Source organism: Bacillus cereus group sp. MYBKT14-1, from assembly GCF_051915185.1.
Classification (GTDB): domain Bacteria; phylum Bacillota; class Bacilli; order Bacillales; family Bacillaceae_G; genus Bacillus_A; species Bacillus_A cereus.
The window spans coordinates 258,835-276,385 of sequence record NZ_JBQAEF010000002.1 but is presented as its reverse complement, the minus strand read 5'-3'; the positions used below and the strand labels follow the sequence as shown (position 1 = coordinate 276,385).

Genomic DNA, 17,551 nt, shown 5'->3' with positions numbered 1-17,551 from the left:
AGATTCATAAAGGAGGGATTTTTTATTAACCGAATAGTTCATCAGGGATTTGTTTGAAAGAGTTTTGATTTGTAAAAAAATGAACAGCTAATTTCTCAACTGGAACATCTTCAATTGGTACCAATTTATCATTTTTAATCGGCAAAAAGGCTATCCCTTTTCCGTCCTGAATAAACTCTTCCATAAGCGAATAAGAATCTAATTGTTGAAGTTGACGCTGAGATAAATTATTTTCTTTTAGAAATTGTATCGTCTTATTTCTAAAAGGGCACTTTTTGTCATTGCTAACGAAGAAGAGTTCCTTTGAATAGTCAATGATACATTTTTCTTGATCTTTTAGTAAGCCTATAGAAATTGAAGTAGTAAATACTTTTTTAAAACCTGCACCAGAATCATCCTCATAAGTGATGACCATATCAACTTTTTGTTGCTGCAGTAATTTTGGCAAATGACTACTATTTTCTACATATATTTGATAATTCATGAAATTTTCTTTAATACGCTTACTTAAATAATTAGTCAAAATCGATTGTGACGTCGCGATTATATAAGAAGACCCACTTGTTTGAATTTTATCTTTCGCTTCTTCTAATAGAGTTAATATTTGATTCGTGTAATCTAATAAAATGTCACCAGAAGGTAATAAGGAAACGCCTTTGTTATCTCTATGTAGTAAGGGTGTTTCTAATTCTTGTTCTAATTTTTTGATTCTTTCAGTTACGTTCGGTTGAACATAACCTAACTCTTTAGCAGCTTTACTAATAGAACCCTCACTGGCTACAGTTTTGAATATAATAAGATCATTTATTTCCATATATCTCAGCCCCTTATGCACTATCATTATAAATGATACCAAACATAATTTATACCTATTTTACGTTAGCTACTTATCGATTTATCATAATGTATATAAGATTGAAAGCGAGTGATAAACATGATTGGAATGCAATATAAGGTCATTTTGCCAAAGGATTATGACATGGAAATTATTAAGAAAAGGGTAAAGGATAATGGTTATAAAACTGATGGTTTCCAAGCACTAAATTTTAAAGCTTATTTAATTACGGAAACGGAGAAAGACGGGAATTTTTATAACTGCTATGCACCTTTATATATTTGGAATGGGCATGAAGGGATGAATAAATTTATCTTTGAAGGGTATTACGATAATATTTTACAATCGTTTGGTTGGCAACAAATACATATAGGTGCTCCATTAGTTGTTAATCTAAGTGATGATTTTAAGAAATGTAAGTATGTTGTTGAATACGTGGGGAGTATTTCTCAAAAGAATTCATTGATTGAAACTCAATTTAACTTTTTTAATAAGAATGTCCAGAATACAGAAAATTGTAAAGGGAATGTAATAGTGTATAACCCAGATAAGTGGGGATATAGTCAGTTTGAATTTTATGAAGTAAAGCCTGAAATTGAAGAGATAGAGGATATTACATTATATGAGGTTTTACACATTTCACAGTAGATGCGGAATTGAAATAGAAATAAATTATTTATAAAAAATCCATTTTGATTCAAGTAATAATGTTCAAAATGGACTTTTCTTAATTATCTTATGTATATTCAAAACAAATTACTGCTGTTCTTAATTCTTTATTAAAGAATAAGTAAATACGATCGGCACCATAAGCTTGAAAATAATATCCTGTAACAAATCCAACATATGTAAAGGGATGTCCATATTCATCTTTTGGTACATATAGAAGATTCGTAAAGTCAAAAATTTCGTCTTCGTTATCGCAGTCTTCTAATAATTCTTCACCTTCTTCTGTCATAAAACGAACATCATCTAGGATACCATTTACCACAGGATAATTTAATCCCCAGCCATTTGTTTGTTTTTCAACAAACTCTTGTTCTAATACTTCTACAGATGTTATTTCTTTTCCTAAGCTAGAATAAGGATAAATTTTTTGATTACGTTGAAAATACTCTTTACGGATTTGATAATCTCTTTTATTACTCTCATAGGCTTGTTCTATTATGTCAGAATTATTTTGTTCGATTTCGAAATAATTCCAATCCGCTTCAAATTTATATTTTCCATTAATGACATCGAATCCTAATGTATCTGCTTTCGTAAAATTTGTGTGAAATGGTTTGGTGAAATCACCCACGCAACCATCATGGATTTCTTTTGCTGACACAATATGTACCCATTCGTCCAATTCCGGTTCAATACATTGTAAGTTTATAGAACAAATGGGTAAAAAGTGCTTTTTATGTTGTTCCAAATCATCATAAAATATGTCTTCATATTCAGGGAATGGTTTTATAAATTGTTTAGAAATATGCATGTTCTGCCCACCTTTACATTAGTGATTTGTTTAATTTTATCATTTTATTTTAATTTTTTCTTATTTAAAAATTTATGATACACATAGTTATGGGAATAAAGAGTTCGTAAGTAAGGTGGATGTCTTATTGTTAAAATTTTATCATATGTCGAACAGTTGAGAGATGAAGCAAAGTAAGACTTCATACTTATACATAGCCTTATTACATTCGACACATAACGACAATATGCTGTTCATTTATCTGTTAGTATAATATATAGTTTTTGGGGATTTTTATCATTTTTACATTGGGGGAAGGGAATTTATGTTTAAAAAAATCGCAACAGTCACTTTAGCAGGGACGTTAGCTTTCAGTTTATCGGCATGTGATGAGAAGAAAGAAGTAGCTAAAACTGTATCAAATAATAAGAAGGAAGAGCAAAGTAGTGCCAAAAAAGAAAATACGAAGAATGAAGATACAAGAGAATATAATGTTGAAAAAACTACTCAAATTAGAAATCAAAAATTAACAGTCCATAAAGTACAAATAGCACAAGTGGCAGAATATGATAAGCTGGAAAAAGGTAATGAGTTTGTTATTGTTCATGTTACAGTAGAGAATATTGGTAATCAAAAAGTTAGAATTAATCCATTAGATTTTTACCTTGAAAGAGGAGATGGAAGTATCGTGGACCATACATTTTCAACTAGTAATAAAAACGTTTTTAAAATTAAAGATGTAGATCCAAACGGTAAGATAACAGGAGCCATAACGTTTGAAGCGAAAAAAGGTGATTCTAATCTTGAATTAATTTATAGACCTGATGTTATGTCTAAAGAGGAAGTAAAGGTAGAACTTAAATGATATATCCTGTAAAAGCCCAATTGGTGTAAACAAGGGTTTTTTATGCAAACTTATACAGGTTTTACATGAAGACGGTATGCTTAAATGAATTTACGCTACGATAAAAGAAAATAATAGATTAGATGGTGTGAATTTCAAACATACTGTTTTGAAAACAAAAAATAAATGCATGATAAGGATTGGCGTTGGAGCTTAATCCTTTTTTTATGAAGATGTAGAGAATGGCAAGTAGACCTAATACTACACGAGTGATGCCTTTAGTTAAGTAAAAGTAAGTTGAGTTATATAAAAAATGTGATTTTCTCTTGCATTACTATCACTTGAGTGGTAAAGTGATAGTGAGATTCACGATAGGAAGTGATCAAACATGCGTGATAATACGATAGGATCATTAATATGGTTACGTTTAATACGATTTACGAACCAAAGTAATCAATTGTCAAATGAGTTTTTAAAACGTTTTGATTTAACGACAGCTCAATTTGATGTGCTTTTGCAAATACGTACGTATCAACCACTAACACAAATGGAGTTAGCTGAAAAGGTAACTGTTACACAAGGTGGCATTTCTCGAATGTTAACTCGTCTTGAAAAAGAAGGATATATTGTACGAAAACAAGATTGGAAAACGAAAACAATTAGTCTTACAGAGCAAGGAGAAGCGGCTTTAGAGAGAGCATTGCCAGAGCAACTTGCATTTCAATCTTCGTTTTTTGATGATGTATTAAATGAAGAAGAGCAGAAAATATTATATGAGCTGATGACGAAAGTTCATAAGCATAGTGAAAAAAAAGAATTACCGCAAGAGTAATTTTTTTTACACCATCAATTGACTAATCAAGTGATGGTGTAGGTAATACGGAGATAAACTTGACTTACCAACGTTTTTAGAAAAAAACTAATACTACTTTATTAAAGGGGAGAGTAACTATGGAAAAATACCGTATAGATACAAGAAAAGGAATTGAGTTTGGATTATATTCAATTGGTGATCATGTTTTAAATCCACATAATGGGGACAAAATTACGCCAGAGAAAAGAATTCACGAACTAATTGAAACAGCTAAGTTAGCAGATGAGGCAGGACTTGATGTGTTTGCTGTCGGTGAAAGTCATCAAACACATTTTACAACACAAGCTCATACAGTTATTTTAGGAGCTATTGCACAAGCTACGAAAAATATAAAAATTGCAAGTTCAGCAACGATAATAAGTACATCTGATCCGGTACGAGTATATGAGGATTTTGCTACAATTGACTTGATTTCTAATGGACGTGCAGAAATTGTGGCTGGTCGTGGATCTCGTATTGGAGGATATAGTTTACTTGGTTATGACGTGAATGATTATGAAGAATTATTCGAAGAGAAGATGGATCTTTTATTAAAAATTAATAACGAGGAACATGTAACATGGAATGGACAGTTTAGAGCACCACTCGCACATGCATCGGTGATTCCAAGAGCAAAAAATAATAACTTACCAATTTGGCGTGCAGTTGGAGGTCCACCAGCTAGTGCAATTAAAGCAGGACGTGCAGGTGTGCCAATGATGATAACAACACTTGGTGGTCCAGCAATTAACTTTAAAGTGTCAGTAGATGCTTACCGCGAGGCTGCTCAGCAAAGCGGATTTGATCCAGCTAGTTTACCAGTTGCGACAACGAGTTTATTTTATACGGCAAAAAATTCACAAGATGCACTTAGTGAATATTACCCTCACATTAATGCTGGTATGCTTACACTGCGCGGTGATGGGTATCCGAAACAGCAATTTACAAATGCAATAGATTACCGTGATGCTTTAATGGTTGGTAGCCCACAACAAATCATTGAGAAAATGCTTTACCAATATGAATTGTTTGGCCAACAACGCTTTATGGCACAAATTGATTTTGGCGGTGTACCATTTGATAAAATTGTGAAAAATATTGAATTAATTGCTACTGAAATTTTACCAGCCGTTAGAAAACATACAGCAAAATAAATAAAAAAACTGAGAGTTTAATCGACTCTCAGTTTTTTTATTTGTTCTGGAAAAATGACAAAAAAATGAACTTTTAGTCGAGGAAGAGGGAAGTTGTTTTCTATTTTTGAATAACATTATTTCGAGTTTGAATTTTGAAAATACATTTTTCTCTTGACAAAAAATAAGCATTTATCGTGGGTGCTTTCGAGGACATTTTTCCGAGTAAAAGTCAAGCGTATGAAGAAAAAACGATTGTTTTATAGATATAAAAGTAAGAAGTATATTGAAAAAACACATTTTGCTAATGAGAAAAATCTGATTCAAAAAAATGACAAAAGACATATTTCAGACAAAATGATGTCAATAATACGTCAAAAATAACCTGAATTTACTATGCAGGTATATTATACAATTCGATTAACGAATAAAACACTACAGAAATAGTGAAAAGGTAAAAAATAGCATTACAATAGTTTGAAAAACTGAAACTTCATATTTTTCGACAATACATACAAAATGTTTTTGTCTTTTCGTATTTCTTAATAATTGAGTTTGATAAGATTGCTCAATTAACTTTTATTATAAAAACTATGAAGGAAGTGATTTTAGTATGGAAACGCTCGAATTGGCACGAATACAGTTCGCATCAACAACGATTTTCCATTACTTTTTTGTTCCGCTGTCAATTGGTTTAGCTTTTATTATTGCAATCATGCAAACGTTGTATGTGGTAAAAGGGCAAGAGGTATATAAGAAGATGGCAAAGTTTTGGACGCAATTATTCCTTATTAACTTTGCAGTAGGTGTAGTAACAGGTATTTTACAAGAATTTCAGTTTGGTATGAACTGGTCAACGTATTCACGTTTTGTAGGTGATGTATTTGGTCCCTCGCTTGCAATTGAAGGATTACTGGCATTTTTCATTGAGTCTACATTCCTAGGTTTATGGGTATTCGGTGAGGACAAATTACCGAAGCGAATTCACTTAATGTGTATTTGGCTCCTTTCAATTGGAACGATGTTATCAGCATTCTGGATTTTAACTGCAAGTGCATTTATGCAGTCACCTGTCGGGTATGAAATGGCAGCTGATGGTCGTGCGCAAATGAATGATTTCTTAGCCATTATTCAAAACCCACAACTATGGGTACAATTCCCGCATACAATTACAGCGGCAATTGCAACAGGTGCATTCTTTATTGCTGGTGTAAGTGCATGGAAAATTACAAAAGGACAAGAAACTGTAGTATTTAAAAAATCTTTCCAAATTTCTATCATTGTTGGAACAATTACAACGGCGCTTGTATTATTCTTTGGTCATGCACAAGCGCAACAATTAATTAAGACACATCCAATGAAGATGGCGGCAGCTGAAGCGCTATGGAATACAAGTGAGGATCCAGCACCATTTACAGTATTTTCGAAAATTGATACAGAGAAGAAAGAAAATTCGTTTGAAATTCAAATCCCTTATATGCTAAGTCTATTATCGTATGATAAGTTTAGCGGTCAAGTTGAAGGGATGAATCAAATTCAAAAACAATATGAGGAAAAATATGGACCTGGAGATTATATTCCTCCAGTGCATACAATGTTTTGGAGTTTTAGAGCGATGGTAATGAGTGGAACATTCATGCTTCTTCTAGGAGCTTACGGATGGTTCTTATCAAGAAAAGATCGTTTAGCTGAAAAAACGTGGTATTTAAAATTAATGGTGTATGCAATTTCTCTTCCGTTCATCGGTAATACAGTAGGGTGGATTATGACTGAAATGGGTCGTCAACCTTGGGTAGTATTTGGTGTAATGAAAACAGAAGATGCTGTATCACCAAATGTAACATTCGGTGAAGTATTATTCTCACTTATTTCATTCACATCAATGTATTTAATTATGGGTGGAATTTGTGTGTACTTATTCGTTCGTACCATTAAGGGCCACACGAATAAGAAAACGAAAAAGGATTATCAAAGCCATGATCCATTTGATAAGGAGGAAGAGTATGTTATCTCTTAATGAGTTGTGGTTTTTAGTTATTGCAATCTTGTTTGTTGGATTCTTTGTACTGGAAGGTTTCGATTTTGGTGTAGGAATGGTTTCGAGGTTTTTAGGAAAGAATGATTTTGAAAAACGAGTTTACTTAAATACAATAGGACCGTTCTGGCACGCGAATGAAGTATGGCTTGTTTGTGCTGGTGGAGCCATGTTTGCGGCATTTCCGCACTGGTATGCAACTTTATTTAGTGGTTTTTATATTCCATTTGTATTTATGCTTCTTGCTTTAATTTTAAGAGGTGTTTCCTTTAAATTTCGTGCGAAAATAGATAATCATAAATGGAAGAGTGCATGGGATTGGGGGATGTTTATTGGAAGTATGTTACCTCCTATCCTTTGGGGAGTTGCGATTGCAAACTTTATGGTAGGTGTACCTATTGATGAGAGTAAAAATGTTGTAGGTGGATTCTTGCAATTACTTCATCCATTTGCGTTACTTGGAGGAGTAATGTTTCTCCTACTATGTATTGTTCACGGATTACAATTTCTTACGATACGTACAACTGGTAAATTGAGAGAACGTGCACGAATTGCTGCAATAAAAATTGCACCATTTTCATTAATTACACTTCTTGTTTTTGCTGGTGTGGGGTTATGGAAAACCGACATTTTCACTGCTCATGGAACAGAATGGATTATGGTACCAATCGGAGCTTTTGTAGCACTATTAGTGTCCACTTTATTAAATAAAAGAAGAAGAGATGGTTGGGCTTTCTTTATGACGAGTTTAACGATCATTTTACTAAGTGCGAGTGTATTTATCGGTATGTTCCCACGTGTTATGATTAGCTCTTTAGGAGCAATGAATGATTTGACAATTTACAACGCAGCATCAGGAGCTTATGCATTAAAACTTATGACTTACTTTGCGATTGCTATTTTGCCTTTCGTTATCGGAAGTCAAATATGGAGTTATTATGTATTTAGACAACCTGTTAAGTCAGACAACGATTTGGAGTACTAATGAAAAGAAAAAGAGGACTTCCGTCTTATCCCGGTAGCCGTATTTTATATGTAGCGTTAACGATTATTAGTATTTTAGAAGCTTTTAGTATTATTGCGCAAACAATCTTTTTAGCACGAGCTATTACGTTTTTATTTCATGGAGAGACAGTACAAACAATATTAAGTGAAGTTGTTTATTTTGGTATCGCGTTTGCAGCGCGTAACATAGTAGTTCGAACATCACAAATATTAGTGGAACGTTTTGCTGAAAAAACAGGGTCGTTACTAAGAAAACAATTGATAGAGGCATATTTCACATTAGGTCCAAGGTATGTTCAAACTGTTGGAACTGGTCATCTGGTTACCTTATCAATTGAGGGGATTGAGAAATTTAAAACATATATTGAATTAACGATTCCTAAAATGATTAGAAGTAGTATCGTTCCAGGTCTAATTGTACTATATGTTTTTACGCTAGATATTGAGTCTGGAATCATTTTAGTTGTAACGATTCCTATCGTGATCATATTTATGATTCTTCTCGGATTAGCAGCGCAAAAAATGGCAGATAGTCAGTATGAGATATATCGTGTACTTTCGAATCATTTTGTAGATACGTTAAAAGGTTTAGAAACATTAAAGTATTTAGGGAAAAGTGAACAGCACGAAGGAAAGATTGAAAAAGTAAGTAAAAGATATAGAAAAGCAACGATGCGTACTTTGCGAGTTGCTTTTCTTTCTTCTTTTGCATTAGATTTCTTTACGAGTTTATCAATTGCGTTTGTGGCAGTTGGATTAGGGATACGTTTAATAGATGGAACGATTATACTATTACCAGCCCTTACAATTTTGATTTTAGCTCCGGAATATTTTCTGCCGATTAAACAAGTGGGAGCAAATTATCATGCGACATTAGATGGACAAATTGCGATGGAGCAAATAGAAGAGATTTTGCAACAACAAAAAGGAATACAAAAGAAAGATTTAAATGAAGATATAGTATGGAATGCCTCTAGTAGCTTGAAATTACAAGATATCAAAGTTAATAATACTGAATCTGAAAAGGCTATATTAGAAGGAATTAATTTTACTTGGGAAGGTAACGGTGCTATTGGTGTTATTGGTGAAAGTGGTGCAGGGAAATCGACGTTAATCGACGTATTAGCAGGTTTTTTATCTCCTTCGAGTGGAAAGATGTTAGTAAATGGTGTAGAAGTTGATGGATCTACTCGTGAAGATTGGCAAAAAAATATTGCTTATATTCCGCAGCAACCTTATATTTTTCCGCTTTCATTAAAGGATAACATTCGTTTTTATGAAACAAATGCAACAGATGAAGAAGTTGAAAGAGTTATTAATGAAGTCGGCCTTCGTTCACTCGTTACATCACTTCCAAATGGGATACACGAAAGAATTGGAGAAGGTGGACGTATGCTAAGTGGCGGACAAGAACAGCGTGTTGCTATGGCGCGTGCGCTTTTAAGTAAAAAACCAATCATTTTATTAGATGAGCCTACGGCACATCTTGATATTGAAACCGAATTTGAAATAAAGCAAGCGATGTTACGTCTATTTAATGGAAAGTTAGTATTTTTAGCAACTCACCGTCTACATTGGATGAAACAAATGGACCATATTCTTATTCTAAATAAAGGGGAAATGAAAGAAAGTGGGACGTATGAAGAACTTTTAGAGAATGAGACATTACATTTTCATAGGGAAGAGAGGGGAGAGAAATGAGTAACTGGGTTAAACCTTATATAAAACAAAATAAAGGTAGAATGACTTTAACTATTTTCCTTGGTCTTCTTGGAGTTAGTTCAGGAGCGATGTTACTTTTTATTTCAGGTTATTTGATCTCAAAATCTGCTCTTAGACCAGAAAATGTAATGGCTGTATATGTTCCTATTGTTGCAACAAGAGCGTTTAGTATAGGGCAAGCTGTATTTCATTATATAGAGCGCCTAGTCGGACATGATGTCGTACTACGTATATTAGAAAAAATGAGAACGAGGCTATATAGAATAGTAGAACCACAGGCGTTATTTTTCCGTTCTCGATTTCAAACGGGTGATATGTTAGGAGTGTTATCCGAAGATATAGAGCATTTGCAAAACCTATATTTACGTACAATATTTCCTAGCATATTAGCGCTAGTTGTTTATAGTATCTTCGTACTTGTTATCGGTGCATTTGATTTTGTTTTTGCACTTATTGTAGGTTGTATGTTGGCTATTATCGTTTTTCTTCTTCCGTTTGTATCATTACTTTTGATGAAGAAACATCATGTTACTTTAAAGCAAGGAAGAAACCGTTTGTATCAACAACTGACAGATGCTGTTTTTGGATTATCTGATTGGCAAGCAAGTGGTCGTAAAGATGAATTTATTAATGAGTATGTAAAACAAAATGATCAGTTGTTAAAAATCGAAAAGAGAGTGAAACGCTGGTATCATATTCGGGACAGTATCATTCAATTAGTAGTAGGTATTGTAGTTATTTCGATGATCATATGGACTGGGAATGAAGCGGCAAGTGAACAAATTGCTCCTACAGTTATCGCAGCTTTCGTATTAATGACTTTATCTGTAACAAACGCGCTTATTCCTATTGCAGATGCCATCGATCGAATACCGTCGTACGTAGAATCTACCCATCGTCTTAATGGCGTAGAAAGTGATAGTGTTTTACATGATGAAACGGATTTGCATGAAGAGAAAGATTATATTGAACCAAAACATGTAGATATTGAACTGAATCACGTATCGTATAGTTATCCAGATAGTAATGAGATTGTATTAAAAGATGTATCATTACAAATAAAAGCAGGGAAGAAAATTGCTATTTTAGGGAGAAGTGGGACAGGGAAATCTACTTTACTAAAATTGTTAACAGGGGCGTTAAGCCCAGTAAATGGCCAAGTTGTATTGAATGGTGAACGAGCTCATACGAATCTTTTATCTAAATATATTTCTGTATTAAATCAAAAGCCGCATTTGTTTGATACGACAATTGGAAATAATGTACGAATTGGCAAACCGGAGGCGACGGATGAAGAGATATGGAAAGCTTTAGAGAAAGCACAATTAGCTTCACATGTTACTTCTCTTCCAGACGGATTACAAACAAAAATGCATGAAATGGGAAAGCGGTTTTCTGGTGGGGAAAGACAAAGGGTTGCTTTTGCTAGAACTCTTATGCAAGAAACACCAATTATTGTACTTGATGAACCGACTATCGGTTTAGATCCAAAAACAGAATTGTCTTTAATCGAAACAATGTTTTCTGCAACGGAAGAAAAGACGGTTATTTGGATTACGCACCATCTTGTAGGAATAGAACATGTAGACGAAGTTATATTCCTTGATCGTGGCCAAATTGTCATGCAAGGTAGTCATAAACAACTTCTGAAAGAAAATGAAAAGTATCGTAAACTTTATGAGTTAGATAAAGGAATATGATTTGAATAAGCAATAATTGTAAAAATAGCTACGCCTAATGGTGGAGCTATTTTTTTTGTTAGATTGCAGGTGTATATGATTGTTACGAATTAAAAATGAATTTCATATTATACATATAATGGAGGGGATGTACATGAAGGAGCAATATAAAATCATTGTTTTAAGTGATGAGTTATCAGGGGAGAGGATTCGAAATACGTTAGACAAAAATAAATGTAAAACAATAGTTCATGTTGTAGACGTTTCAGATGTTGTTCGTATAGAAAGTTCTTTTCAATATATAGTCATTTGGAGAGGGGACGCAGAAAAACTTACAAATGACTTGATAAATAGGGGCGTGCAAAGTTCAAAAATTATTAATTTAACAAAATACATGTATGAATGGAAGGATAAATTAATTTCTATCTATCAAATAAATCCAGATCTTATGTCTTTATACATTTCTATGAAAAAAACAAAGAGTGATCCGACGTATGAATTGTTTGCTACCGGTTTGTCTTATCCACATTGTGGCATAAGTACGGAGCTTCTCTCAAAAAAGTCAATAAAATTAACACTTCCATCGCAAGATCTATACTATGATTATTTAATAGCGTCACAACTTTTATCAAACAATCATTCATTTCAATATTGTTTAATAGGAATAGCCTATTTCTCGTTTTACTTTGATATGTCGTTATCATCTGAATCATATAGAATTCACAAAGTATATTATCCATTGTTTCAAGATGGTCATCATACTGTAGTTCATTCTCCTCTACCCACTGATGGATTCTCACATCTAAATACTCCGAAACCACTTCTTTCTATTTTTAATTTGCATTTTGAATATATTTTATTAGACGAACTAAAAGATGAATCATTGACGCTGCCTTGGATAAATGCTGAATGGAATACTACTTCTCTTCATATTCCTTTTGAAGAACACGGGAAAATAAGAGCAGCTTCACATGCTAAATTGGCGTATCCTCATACTTTAGTTGAAAATAAAATGATTTTTAAGAAATATTTAGAATTACTGTTAAAAAACGATATAAAGCCATTAATTGTTGTGTTCCCTGTTACTTCGCATTATTTCAATTGTAGTAGTAAGAAATTAAAAGAAGATTTTTATAAAGTTATAAATGATTTTCAAACTCAATATTCTTTTCAAATTATAGATCTATTTGATTCGCCATTATTTTGTGACGATGATTTTTATGATAGTGATCATATGAATAAAAAAGGTGCAAATAAAATGTCCGCATTATTAAATATGTTTATTCAGGAACGAAAAGTATGATATTTTGTTTCCTGTTTGCATAAAAGTATATAGGCTCCATACAGTTAAAGTAATGTGATTTTTGTGTCGCGTATATAAATAATATGCGAAGAGGTGAGAGAGTTAAAATGAGAACTCGTATTGAAAGAACTGAAGAAATGGTAGAGCAACTTCCGTTGGTAAGTGTATTAATTCCTACGTATAATCGTCCTAGTTACTTTGAAAAGGCGTTATGTAGTGTGTTAGAACAAACGTACCCTAATATAGAAATTATAGTTGGAGATGACAGCACGAATGATGAAACAGAAAAATTGTTACAAAAATACTTATGTGATCATTCAAATATTATTTATATAAAAAATAGGTCAACTCTCGGACAATTTGAAAATGCGTTAATGTTATTTAATGAAGCGAACGGTGAGTATATAAATTTTTTAATGGATGATGATGTATTTCATGTGAATAAAATTGAAAAAATGATGAAGTATTTTTTCAATGATTTAGATAATGAAATTAAGCTTGTAACATCTCATCGTCAAGTCATTGATGATAAAGGGAAAGAACTGCGACATATTTATTCGACTGTCCGTTTATTTGAAGAGGATACCATTATAGAGGGAACAGAATTAGGAAATAAGGTAATTGTGGATCAAAAAAATTATATTGGAGAACCGACAACAGTTTTATTTCGTAAAAATGATTTACAAGAACCATATGGGATTTTTGATAAGAGGCGGTATTTATGTAACGTAGATATAGCTTCATGGTTATTTTTATTAAGTAAAGGAAAAGCAGTATATATAGCAGAGACACTTAGTTACTTTCGATTACATCCAGATCAACAGTTAAATGAATCTAATAAAATGATGGATGGATTAGAAGATTTTTCACATAGTATTATAGCAGGAGAACAATATGGTTTCTTATCCACCGAAAAAGAGTTAGACAAAGCGATAACTAATTTTCTAGATTACGCAAGAAGGATAGTTCCATCATCGATATTATATACATTAGACTATTATCAAAAAATTAAAGAAAAGAAAATAAACATAGAAAAGAAAAAACAACATATAAATAATAATTCTCCTTTACCGAAAGTAAGCATACTTATTCCTGCGTACAATAGACCTTATTACTTGGAATTGGCACTCAACAGCGCTCTAAATCAAACATATGAAAATATTGAAATTGTTATTTCTGACGACAGTACAAATAATGAAGTCAATGCTATGATTCAACCGTATTTACGTGAATATGAGTGTATTACATATGTTAAAAATGAAACGCCGTTAGTTGCCGAAAACTTTAATAAGTGTGTAGAACTTGCGAATGGGGACTATATAAACTTTTTATTAGATGATGATTTATTTCATCATGAAAAGATCGAGAGAATGATGAAATACTTTTTGACGTTAGAAAATATTTCATTTGTGACGTCATATCGTGAACTGATTGATGAGAATGGAGAGATATTACCACCTTCAATATTAAATATGAAAATCGCGAAAGAAACTACGCTTTTTGAAGGAAAAGAATTAGGGAATTATATGTTGAAAAATTTGAAAAATGTAGTTGGTGAGCCGACAACTGTTTTGTTTAATCGGGAATTGTTTGACGGGAAGTTTGGGTATTTTAAAGGAAAGGCGTATTCTGCTATTAACGATATTGCAACTTGGCTAGATATGATGAGGAAAGGAAAAGTAGTTTATATACATGAACCTCTTAGTTATTTTAGACAACATAGTGGACAAAATCAAAAACAAATGCATTTTATTTTAATGACAATTGAAGAGTGGATTGAATTAATTATAGATGCATATAATAGTGGATTTTTAAGCTCCGAAAGTGAGTATAAAGAGAGTTTATCTTATTGTTTAGAAAATGCGGGATTTATAGTTAAGGATGCAGTAAGAAATGGCGAACTAGATCAAATTTATAATGAAAAGATAAAAAAAGGGTTAAACAAGTTAGTTGCTCATATGTTTGAGAAAGAATCTTGTTATTGTCAATATTGCAATCAACAATTTGAAAAATTTTCACCTTGGCCAGCGCATTATGATTTTCCGAAATATAAATTTGAGATGTGGAATAAAGATACAGGGATATGTCCAGTTTGCAATTCGATGGATCGTGAAAGATTGTATCGTGCGTACATTGAAACGGAAACGGACTTGTTAAATAGAAACTATACAATGCTTCATATTGCACCTGAAGCGAAGTTAAGAGATTGGTTTAACGAGTATAAAAATATTACGTATGTATGTGGTGACTTAGAACCAAAGGATCCATTAATGAAGGAAATTGATGTTACAAGGATTACATATGATAGTAATACTTTTGATGTAATATTATGTAGCCATGTGTTAGAACACGTTCCTGATGATGACAAAGCAATGCGAGAGTTATATAGAGTGTTAAAGCCAAATGGATGGGGAATTATTCAAGTACCGATCGTAATGAATGTAGATTTTATTATAGAGAATGAATTAATTGTAACACCACAATTGAGGAAATTAGCTTTTGGTCAAGAAGATCATGTGAGAATTTACAATCAATCGGGATTTATTCAACGATTAATGAATGCAGGATTTAAGGTAGAATTATATAACATAGCGGAAAAACAAGGAATGAAAAGTGCTAGGAAATTTGGATTATCTGAAACAGATATGCTCTATATTGTCCGAAAATGATAGGAAGGAATAGATAGATATGGAGAATATTCCTTTTTTACGTGCTTCAACTGTACCTGTAAGTGAGTATTTGGACGAATTGAAGGAAATTGATACATCTCACATATATACGAATTATGGACCTATAAATCAACGTTTTGAGGAAACAATTATGTCGTCATTTTTTCAAAACAGGGGAGCTGTTACAACAGTAGCAAACGCAACGTTAGGGTTAATGGCGGCTATTCAACTAAAGAAAAGAAGAAAGGGAAAGTATGCTCTCATGCCTAGTTTTACATTCCCTGCGACTGCCTTAGCCGCTATTTGGTGTGGACTGGAACCTTACTTTATTGATATTTCAATAGATGATTGGTATATGGATAAAACCGTACTTTTGGATAAGATAGAAGAATTAAAAGAAGAGGTTGCGATTGTTGTCCCGTACGCCACTTTTGGATCATGGATGAACTTAGAAAAATATGAAGAATTAGAGAAGAAGGGGATTCCGGTTGTCGTAGATGCGGCGCCGGGATTTGGTTTAATGAATGGAGGGATGCATTACGGTCAAGATTTTAGTGGAATGATCGTATATAGCTTTCATGCAACAAAGCCGTTCGGAATTGGTGAAGGAGGGCTCATATATAGTAAAAACGAAGAAGATATACAACGTATTAAAAGAATGGGGAATTTCGGATTTGATAAAAATCGTGAATGTACGATGATGGGGTTTAATTGTAAAATGTCTGAATACGCAGCAGCTATTGGGATAGCGACTATAAAAAAGTGGGATCAAAAATTAAAAGAACGCAGCCGTATTTCTGAATGGTATAAACAGTTGTTACAAAATACTGGGTTAATGAAAAAAGGGTGGAAAGTCCAAAAGACAGAAGCGGTTATTCACCAATTTATGCCTATCATTTGTCCAGAAGAAGTTCGCAACATACAAGTAATAGAAGAACTGAAAAAACAGAAAATAGAAGCTAGATTATATTTTTCACCATCTTGCCACCAACAAGTTCTTTTTAAAAACTATAAGTCTACAGATTTAACAAAGACGAATAAAATAGCAAGACGAATCGTAAGTTTACCTTTATGGGAAGGAATGACGAAAGAACTAGTAGAGCAAATTGTAATTTGTTTAGAGCAGAAGGTGGTGTCGGTAGATGAATAGTTTTTATAGTCAAGAAGAACTAAAGAAAGTTGGATTTTTATCTGTTGGGAAAAATGTATTGGTTAGTAAAAAAGCAAGTATATATAATCCAAGTGCTATATCAGTTGGCAATCATGTAAGAATTGATGATTTTTGCATTTTAAGTGGTAAAATCACAATTGGAAGTTATTCGCACATATCAGCGTATACAGCGTTATATGGAGGGGAAGTTGGGATTGAAATGCATGATTTTGCAAACATCTCAGCTAAAACAATCGTATATGCAGTACTTGATGATTTCAGTGGAAATACATTAATGGGGCCAACCGTCCCGAATCAATATAGGAATGTGAAAGCAGAAAAAGTTATTTTAAAAAAACATGTGATTATTGGTGCCGATTCTATTATTTTTCCAAATGTAATTGTAGGAGAAGGTACGGCAGTCGGCGCGATGAGTATGGTAAAAGAGAGTTTAGATGATTGGTATATTTACGCTGGAATTCCCGTAAGGAAAGTAAAACCTCGTCAAAAAAAGATGCTAGAGTTAGAAATTGATTTTTTAAAAAGCATTCATTCTTAACAAAAAAGAATGAATGTTTTTTATTTTTATCTCGCTATTTGCCGGGCAGTAAGACCCTACCTCAAAATTCAGCGGAAGTAAAGAAGTTAGGTGGGAATCGGGCTGATAGCCAGTGGGGGATGAACAAAATCCTCACTGATTAAACTTTCACTTTATCCCGCTATTTGCCGATAAAGATTCGACTGGTGAGGGCTAATTAAAGTTTCACTTTATGATAGAGCAGAGAGTATCTTAACTTATTGTGTTTTAAATTTTGCTGACCAAGGCAATACTGAGCCATAGTGAATGTAAAGTTGGAGGGCGAG

General features: G+C 33.0%; 14 protein-coding genes. 12 read left to right on the top strand and 2 right to left on the bottom strand.

Going from position 1 to position 17,551, the window contains the following annotated elements; translation table 11 throughout:
• Positions 1-25: 25 nt before the first annotated feature.
• A complete protein-coding gene (locus tag ACTFO4_RS07985; RefSeq protein WP_242259558.1) occupies positions 26-814 on the bottom strand; it encodes a LysR family transcriptional regulator in 789 nt (262 codons plus the stop codon).
• Between the two features lie 120 nt (positions 815-934).
• On the opposite strand from ACTFO4_RS07985, the gene ACTFO4_RS07980 reads away from it, so the two are divergent.
• On the top strand, positions 935-1,483 hold the full coding sequence (locus ACTFO4_RS07980) for a DUF4865 family protein (protein ID WP_017673431.1): 549 nt from the start codon (positions 935-937) through the stop codon (positions 1,481-1,483).
• 88 nt (positions 1,484-1,571) lie between these two features.
• On the opposite strand, the gene ACTFO4_RS07975 is transcribed toward ACTFO4_RS07980, so the two are convergent.
• Positions 1,572-2,315 carry a siderophore biosynthesis protein gene (locus tag ACTFO4_RS07975; protein WP_440013530.1) on the bottom strand — a complete coding sequence of 248 codons (744 nt, stop codon included), beginning with the start codon at positions 2,313-2,315 and terminating at the stop codon, positions 1,572-1,574.
• A gap of 304 nt (positions 2,316-2,619) precedes the next feature.
• Here ACTFO4_RS07975 and ACTFO4_RS07970 point away from each other — a divergent pair, with 304 nt between their 5' ends.
• The 11 genes from ACTFO4_RS07970 (at position 2,620) to ACTFO4_RS07920 (ending at position 17,246) form a co-directional block, all read left to right on the top strand.
• On the top strand, positions 2,620-3,159 hold the full coding sequence (locus ACTFO4_RS07970; protein ID WP_000473156.1) for a DUF4352 domain-containing protein: 540 nt from the start codon (positions 2,620-2,622) through the stop codon (positions 3,157-3,159).
• A 367-nt stretch (positions 3,160-3,526) separates the two neighbouring features.
• Complete coding sequence (locus ACTFO4_RS07965; RefSeq protein ID WP_001205510.1) at positions 3,527-3,970, top strand: MarR family winged helix-turn-helix transcriptional regulator; 444 nt, start codon at positions 3,527-3,529, stop codon at positions 3,968-3,970.
• Between the two features lie 119 nt (positions 3,971-4,089).
• Positions 4,090-5,145, top strand: coding sequence for an LLM class flavin-dependent oxidoreductase (locus tag ACTFO4_RS07960; RefSeq protein WP_017673429.1), 1,056 nt, complete (start codon positions 4,090-4,092; stop codon positions 5,143-5,145).
• A gap of 592 nt (positions 5,146-5,737) precedes the next feature.
• Entirely contained in the window at positions 5,738-7,141 is a 1,404-nt protein-coding gene (gene cydA / locus ACTFO4_RS07955; RefSeq protein WP_242244784.1) for a cytochrome ubiquinol oxidase subunit I, read from the top strand.
• A complete protein-coding gene (gene cydB, locus ACTFO4_RS07950) occupies positions 7,128-8,144 on the top strand; it encodes a cytochrome d ubiquinol oxidase subunit II (protein WP_000950083.1) in 1,017 nt (338 codons plus the stop codon). Before cydA ends, cydB begins: the two co-directional genes overlap by 14 nt.
• On the top strand, positions 8,144-9,865 hold the full coding sequence (gene cydD / locus ACTFO4_RS07945) for a thiol reductant ABC exporter subunit CydD (RefSeq protein WP_000824039.1): 1,722 nt from the start codon (positions 8,144-8,146) through the stop codon (positions 9,863-9,865). Before cydB ends, cydD begins: the two co-directional genes overlap by 1 nt.
• On the top strand, positions 9,862-11,586 hold the full coding sequence (gene cydC, locus ACTFO4_RS07940) for a thiol reductant ABC exporter subunit CydC (RefSeq protein ID WP_440013533.1): 1,725 nt from the start codon (positions 9,862-9,864) through the stop codon (positions 11,584-11,586). The genes cydD and cydC overlap by 4 nt, the downstream gene beginning before the upstream one ends.
• A gap of 133 nt (positions 11,587-11,719) precedes the next feature.
• The gene (locus ACTFO4_RS07935; RefSeq protein WP_000664267.1) at positions 11,720-12,868 is read left to right on the top strand and encodes a hypothetical protein; all 1,149 of its coding nucleotides are present in this window, start codon (positions 11,720-11,722) and stop codon (positions 12,866-12,868) included.
• 107 nt (positions 12,869-12,975) lie between these two features.
• Complete coding sequence (locus ACTFO4_RS07930) at positions 12,976-15,537, top strand: glycosyltransferase (RefSeq protein ID WP_440013535.1); 2,562 nt, start codon at positions 12,976-12,978, stop codon at positions 15,535-15,537.
• A gap of 19 nt (positions 15,538-15,556) precedes the next feature.
• On the top strand, positions 15,557-16,687 hold the full coding sequence (locus tag ACTFO4_RS07925) for a DegT/DnrJ/EryC1/StrS aminotransferase family protein (RefSeq protein WP_078421618.1): 1,131 nt from the start codon (positions 15,557-15,559) through the stop codon (positions 16,685-16,687).
• Positions 16,680-17,246, top strand: coding sequence for an acyltransferase (locus ACTFO4_RS07920; RefSeq protein ID WP_017674025.1), 567 nt, complete (start codon positions 16,680-16,682; stop codon positions 17,244-17,246). Before ACTFO4_RS07925 ends, ACTFO4_RS07920 begins: the two co-directional genes overlap by 8 nt.
• The last annotated feature ends 305 nt before the right edge of the window (positions 17,247-17,551 follow it).

Bases quoted from the DNA above. Each gene is read 5' to 3' on its own strand.
- ACTFO4_RS07965 (WP_001205510.1), top strand. From the start codon at position 3,527: ATGCGTGATAATACGATAGGATCATTAATATGGTTACGTTTAATACGA.
- cydB (WP_000950083.1), top strand. From the start codon at position 7,128: ATGTTATCTCTTAATGAGTTGTGGTTTTTAGTTATTGCAATCTTGTTT.
- cydA (WP_242244784.1), top strand. From the start codon at position 5,738: ATGGAAACGCTCGAATTGGCACGAATACAGTTCGCATCAACAACGATT.
- ACTFO4_RS07960 (WP_017673429.1), top strand. From the start codon at position 4,090: ATGGAAAAATACCGTATAGATACAAGAAAAGGAATTGAGTTTGGATTA.
- ACTFO4_RS07975 (WP_440013530.1), bottom strand. From the start codon at position 2,315: ATGCATATTTCTAAACAATTTATAAAACCATTCCCTGAATATGAAGAC.
- ACTFO4_RS07980 (WP_017673431.1), top strand. From the start codon at position 935: ATGATTGGAATGCAATATAAGGTCATTTTGCCAAAGGATTATGACATG.
- ACTFO4_RS07920 (WP_017674025.1), top strand. From the start codon at position 16,680: ATGAATAGTTTTTATAGTCAAGAAGAACTAAAGAAAGTTGGATTTTTA.
- ACTFO4_RS07970 (WP_000473156.1), top strand. From the start codon at position 2,620: ATGTTTAAAAAAATCGCAACAGTCACTTTAGCAGGGACGTTAGCTTTC.
- ACTFO4_RS07930 (WP_440013535.1), top strand. From the start codon at position 12,976: ATGAGAACTCGTATTGAAAGAACTGAAGAAATGGTAGAGCAACTTCCG.
- ACTFO4_RS07925 (WP_078421618.1), top strand. From the start codon at position 15,557: ATGGAGAATATTCCTTTTTTACGTGCTTCAACTGTACCTGTAAGTGAG.
- ACTFO4_RS07935 (WP_000664267.1), top strand. From the start codon at position 11,720: ATGAAGGAGCAATATAAAATCATTGTTTTAAGTGATGAGTTATCAGGG.
- cydD (WP_000824039.1), top strand. From the start codon at position 8,144: ATGAAAAGAAAAAGAGGACTTCCGTCTTATCCCGGTAGCCGTATTTTA.
- ACTFO4_RS07985 (WP_242259558.1), bottom strand. From the start codon at position 814: ATGGAAATAAATGATCTTATTATATTCAAAACTGTAGCCAGTGAGGGT.
- cydC (WP_440013533.1), top strand. From the start codon at position 9,862: ATGAGTAACTGGGTTAAACCTTATATAAAACAAAATAAAGGTAGAATG.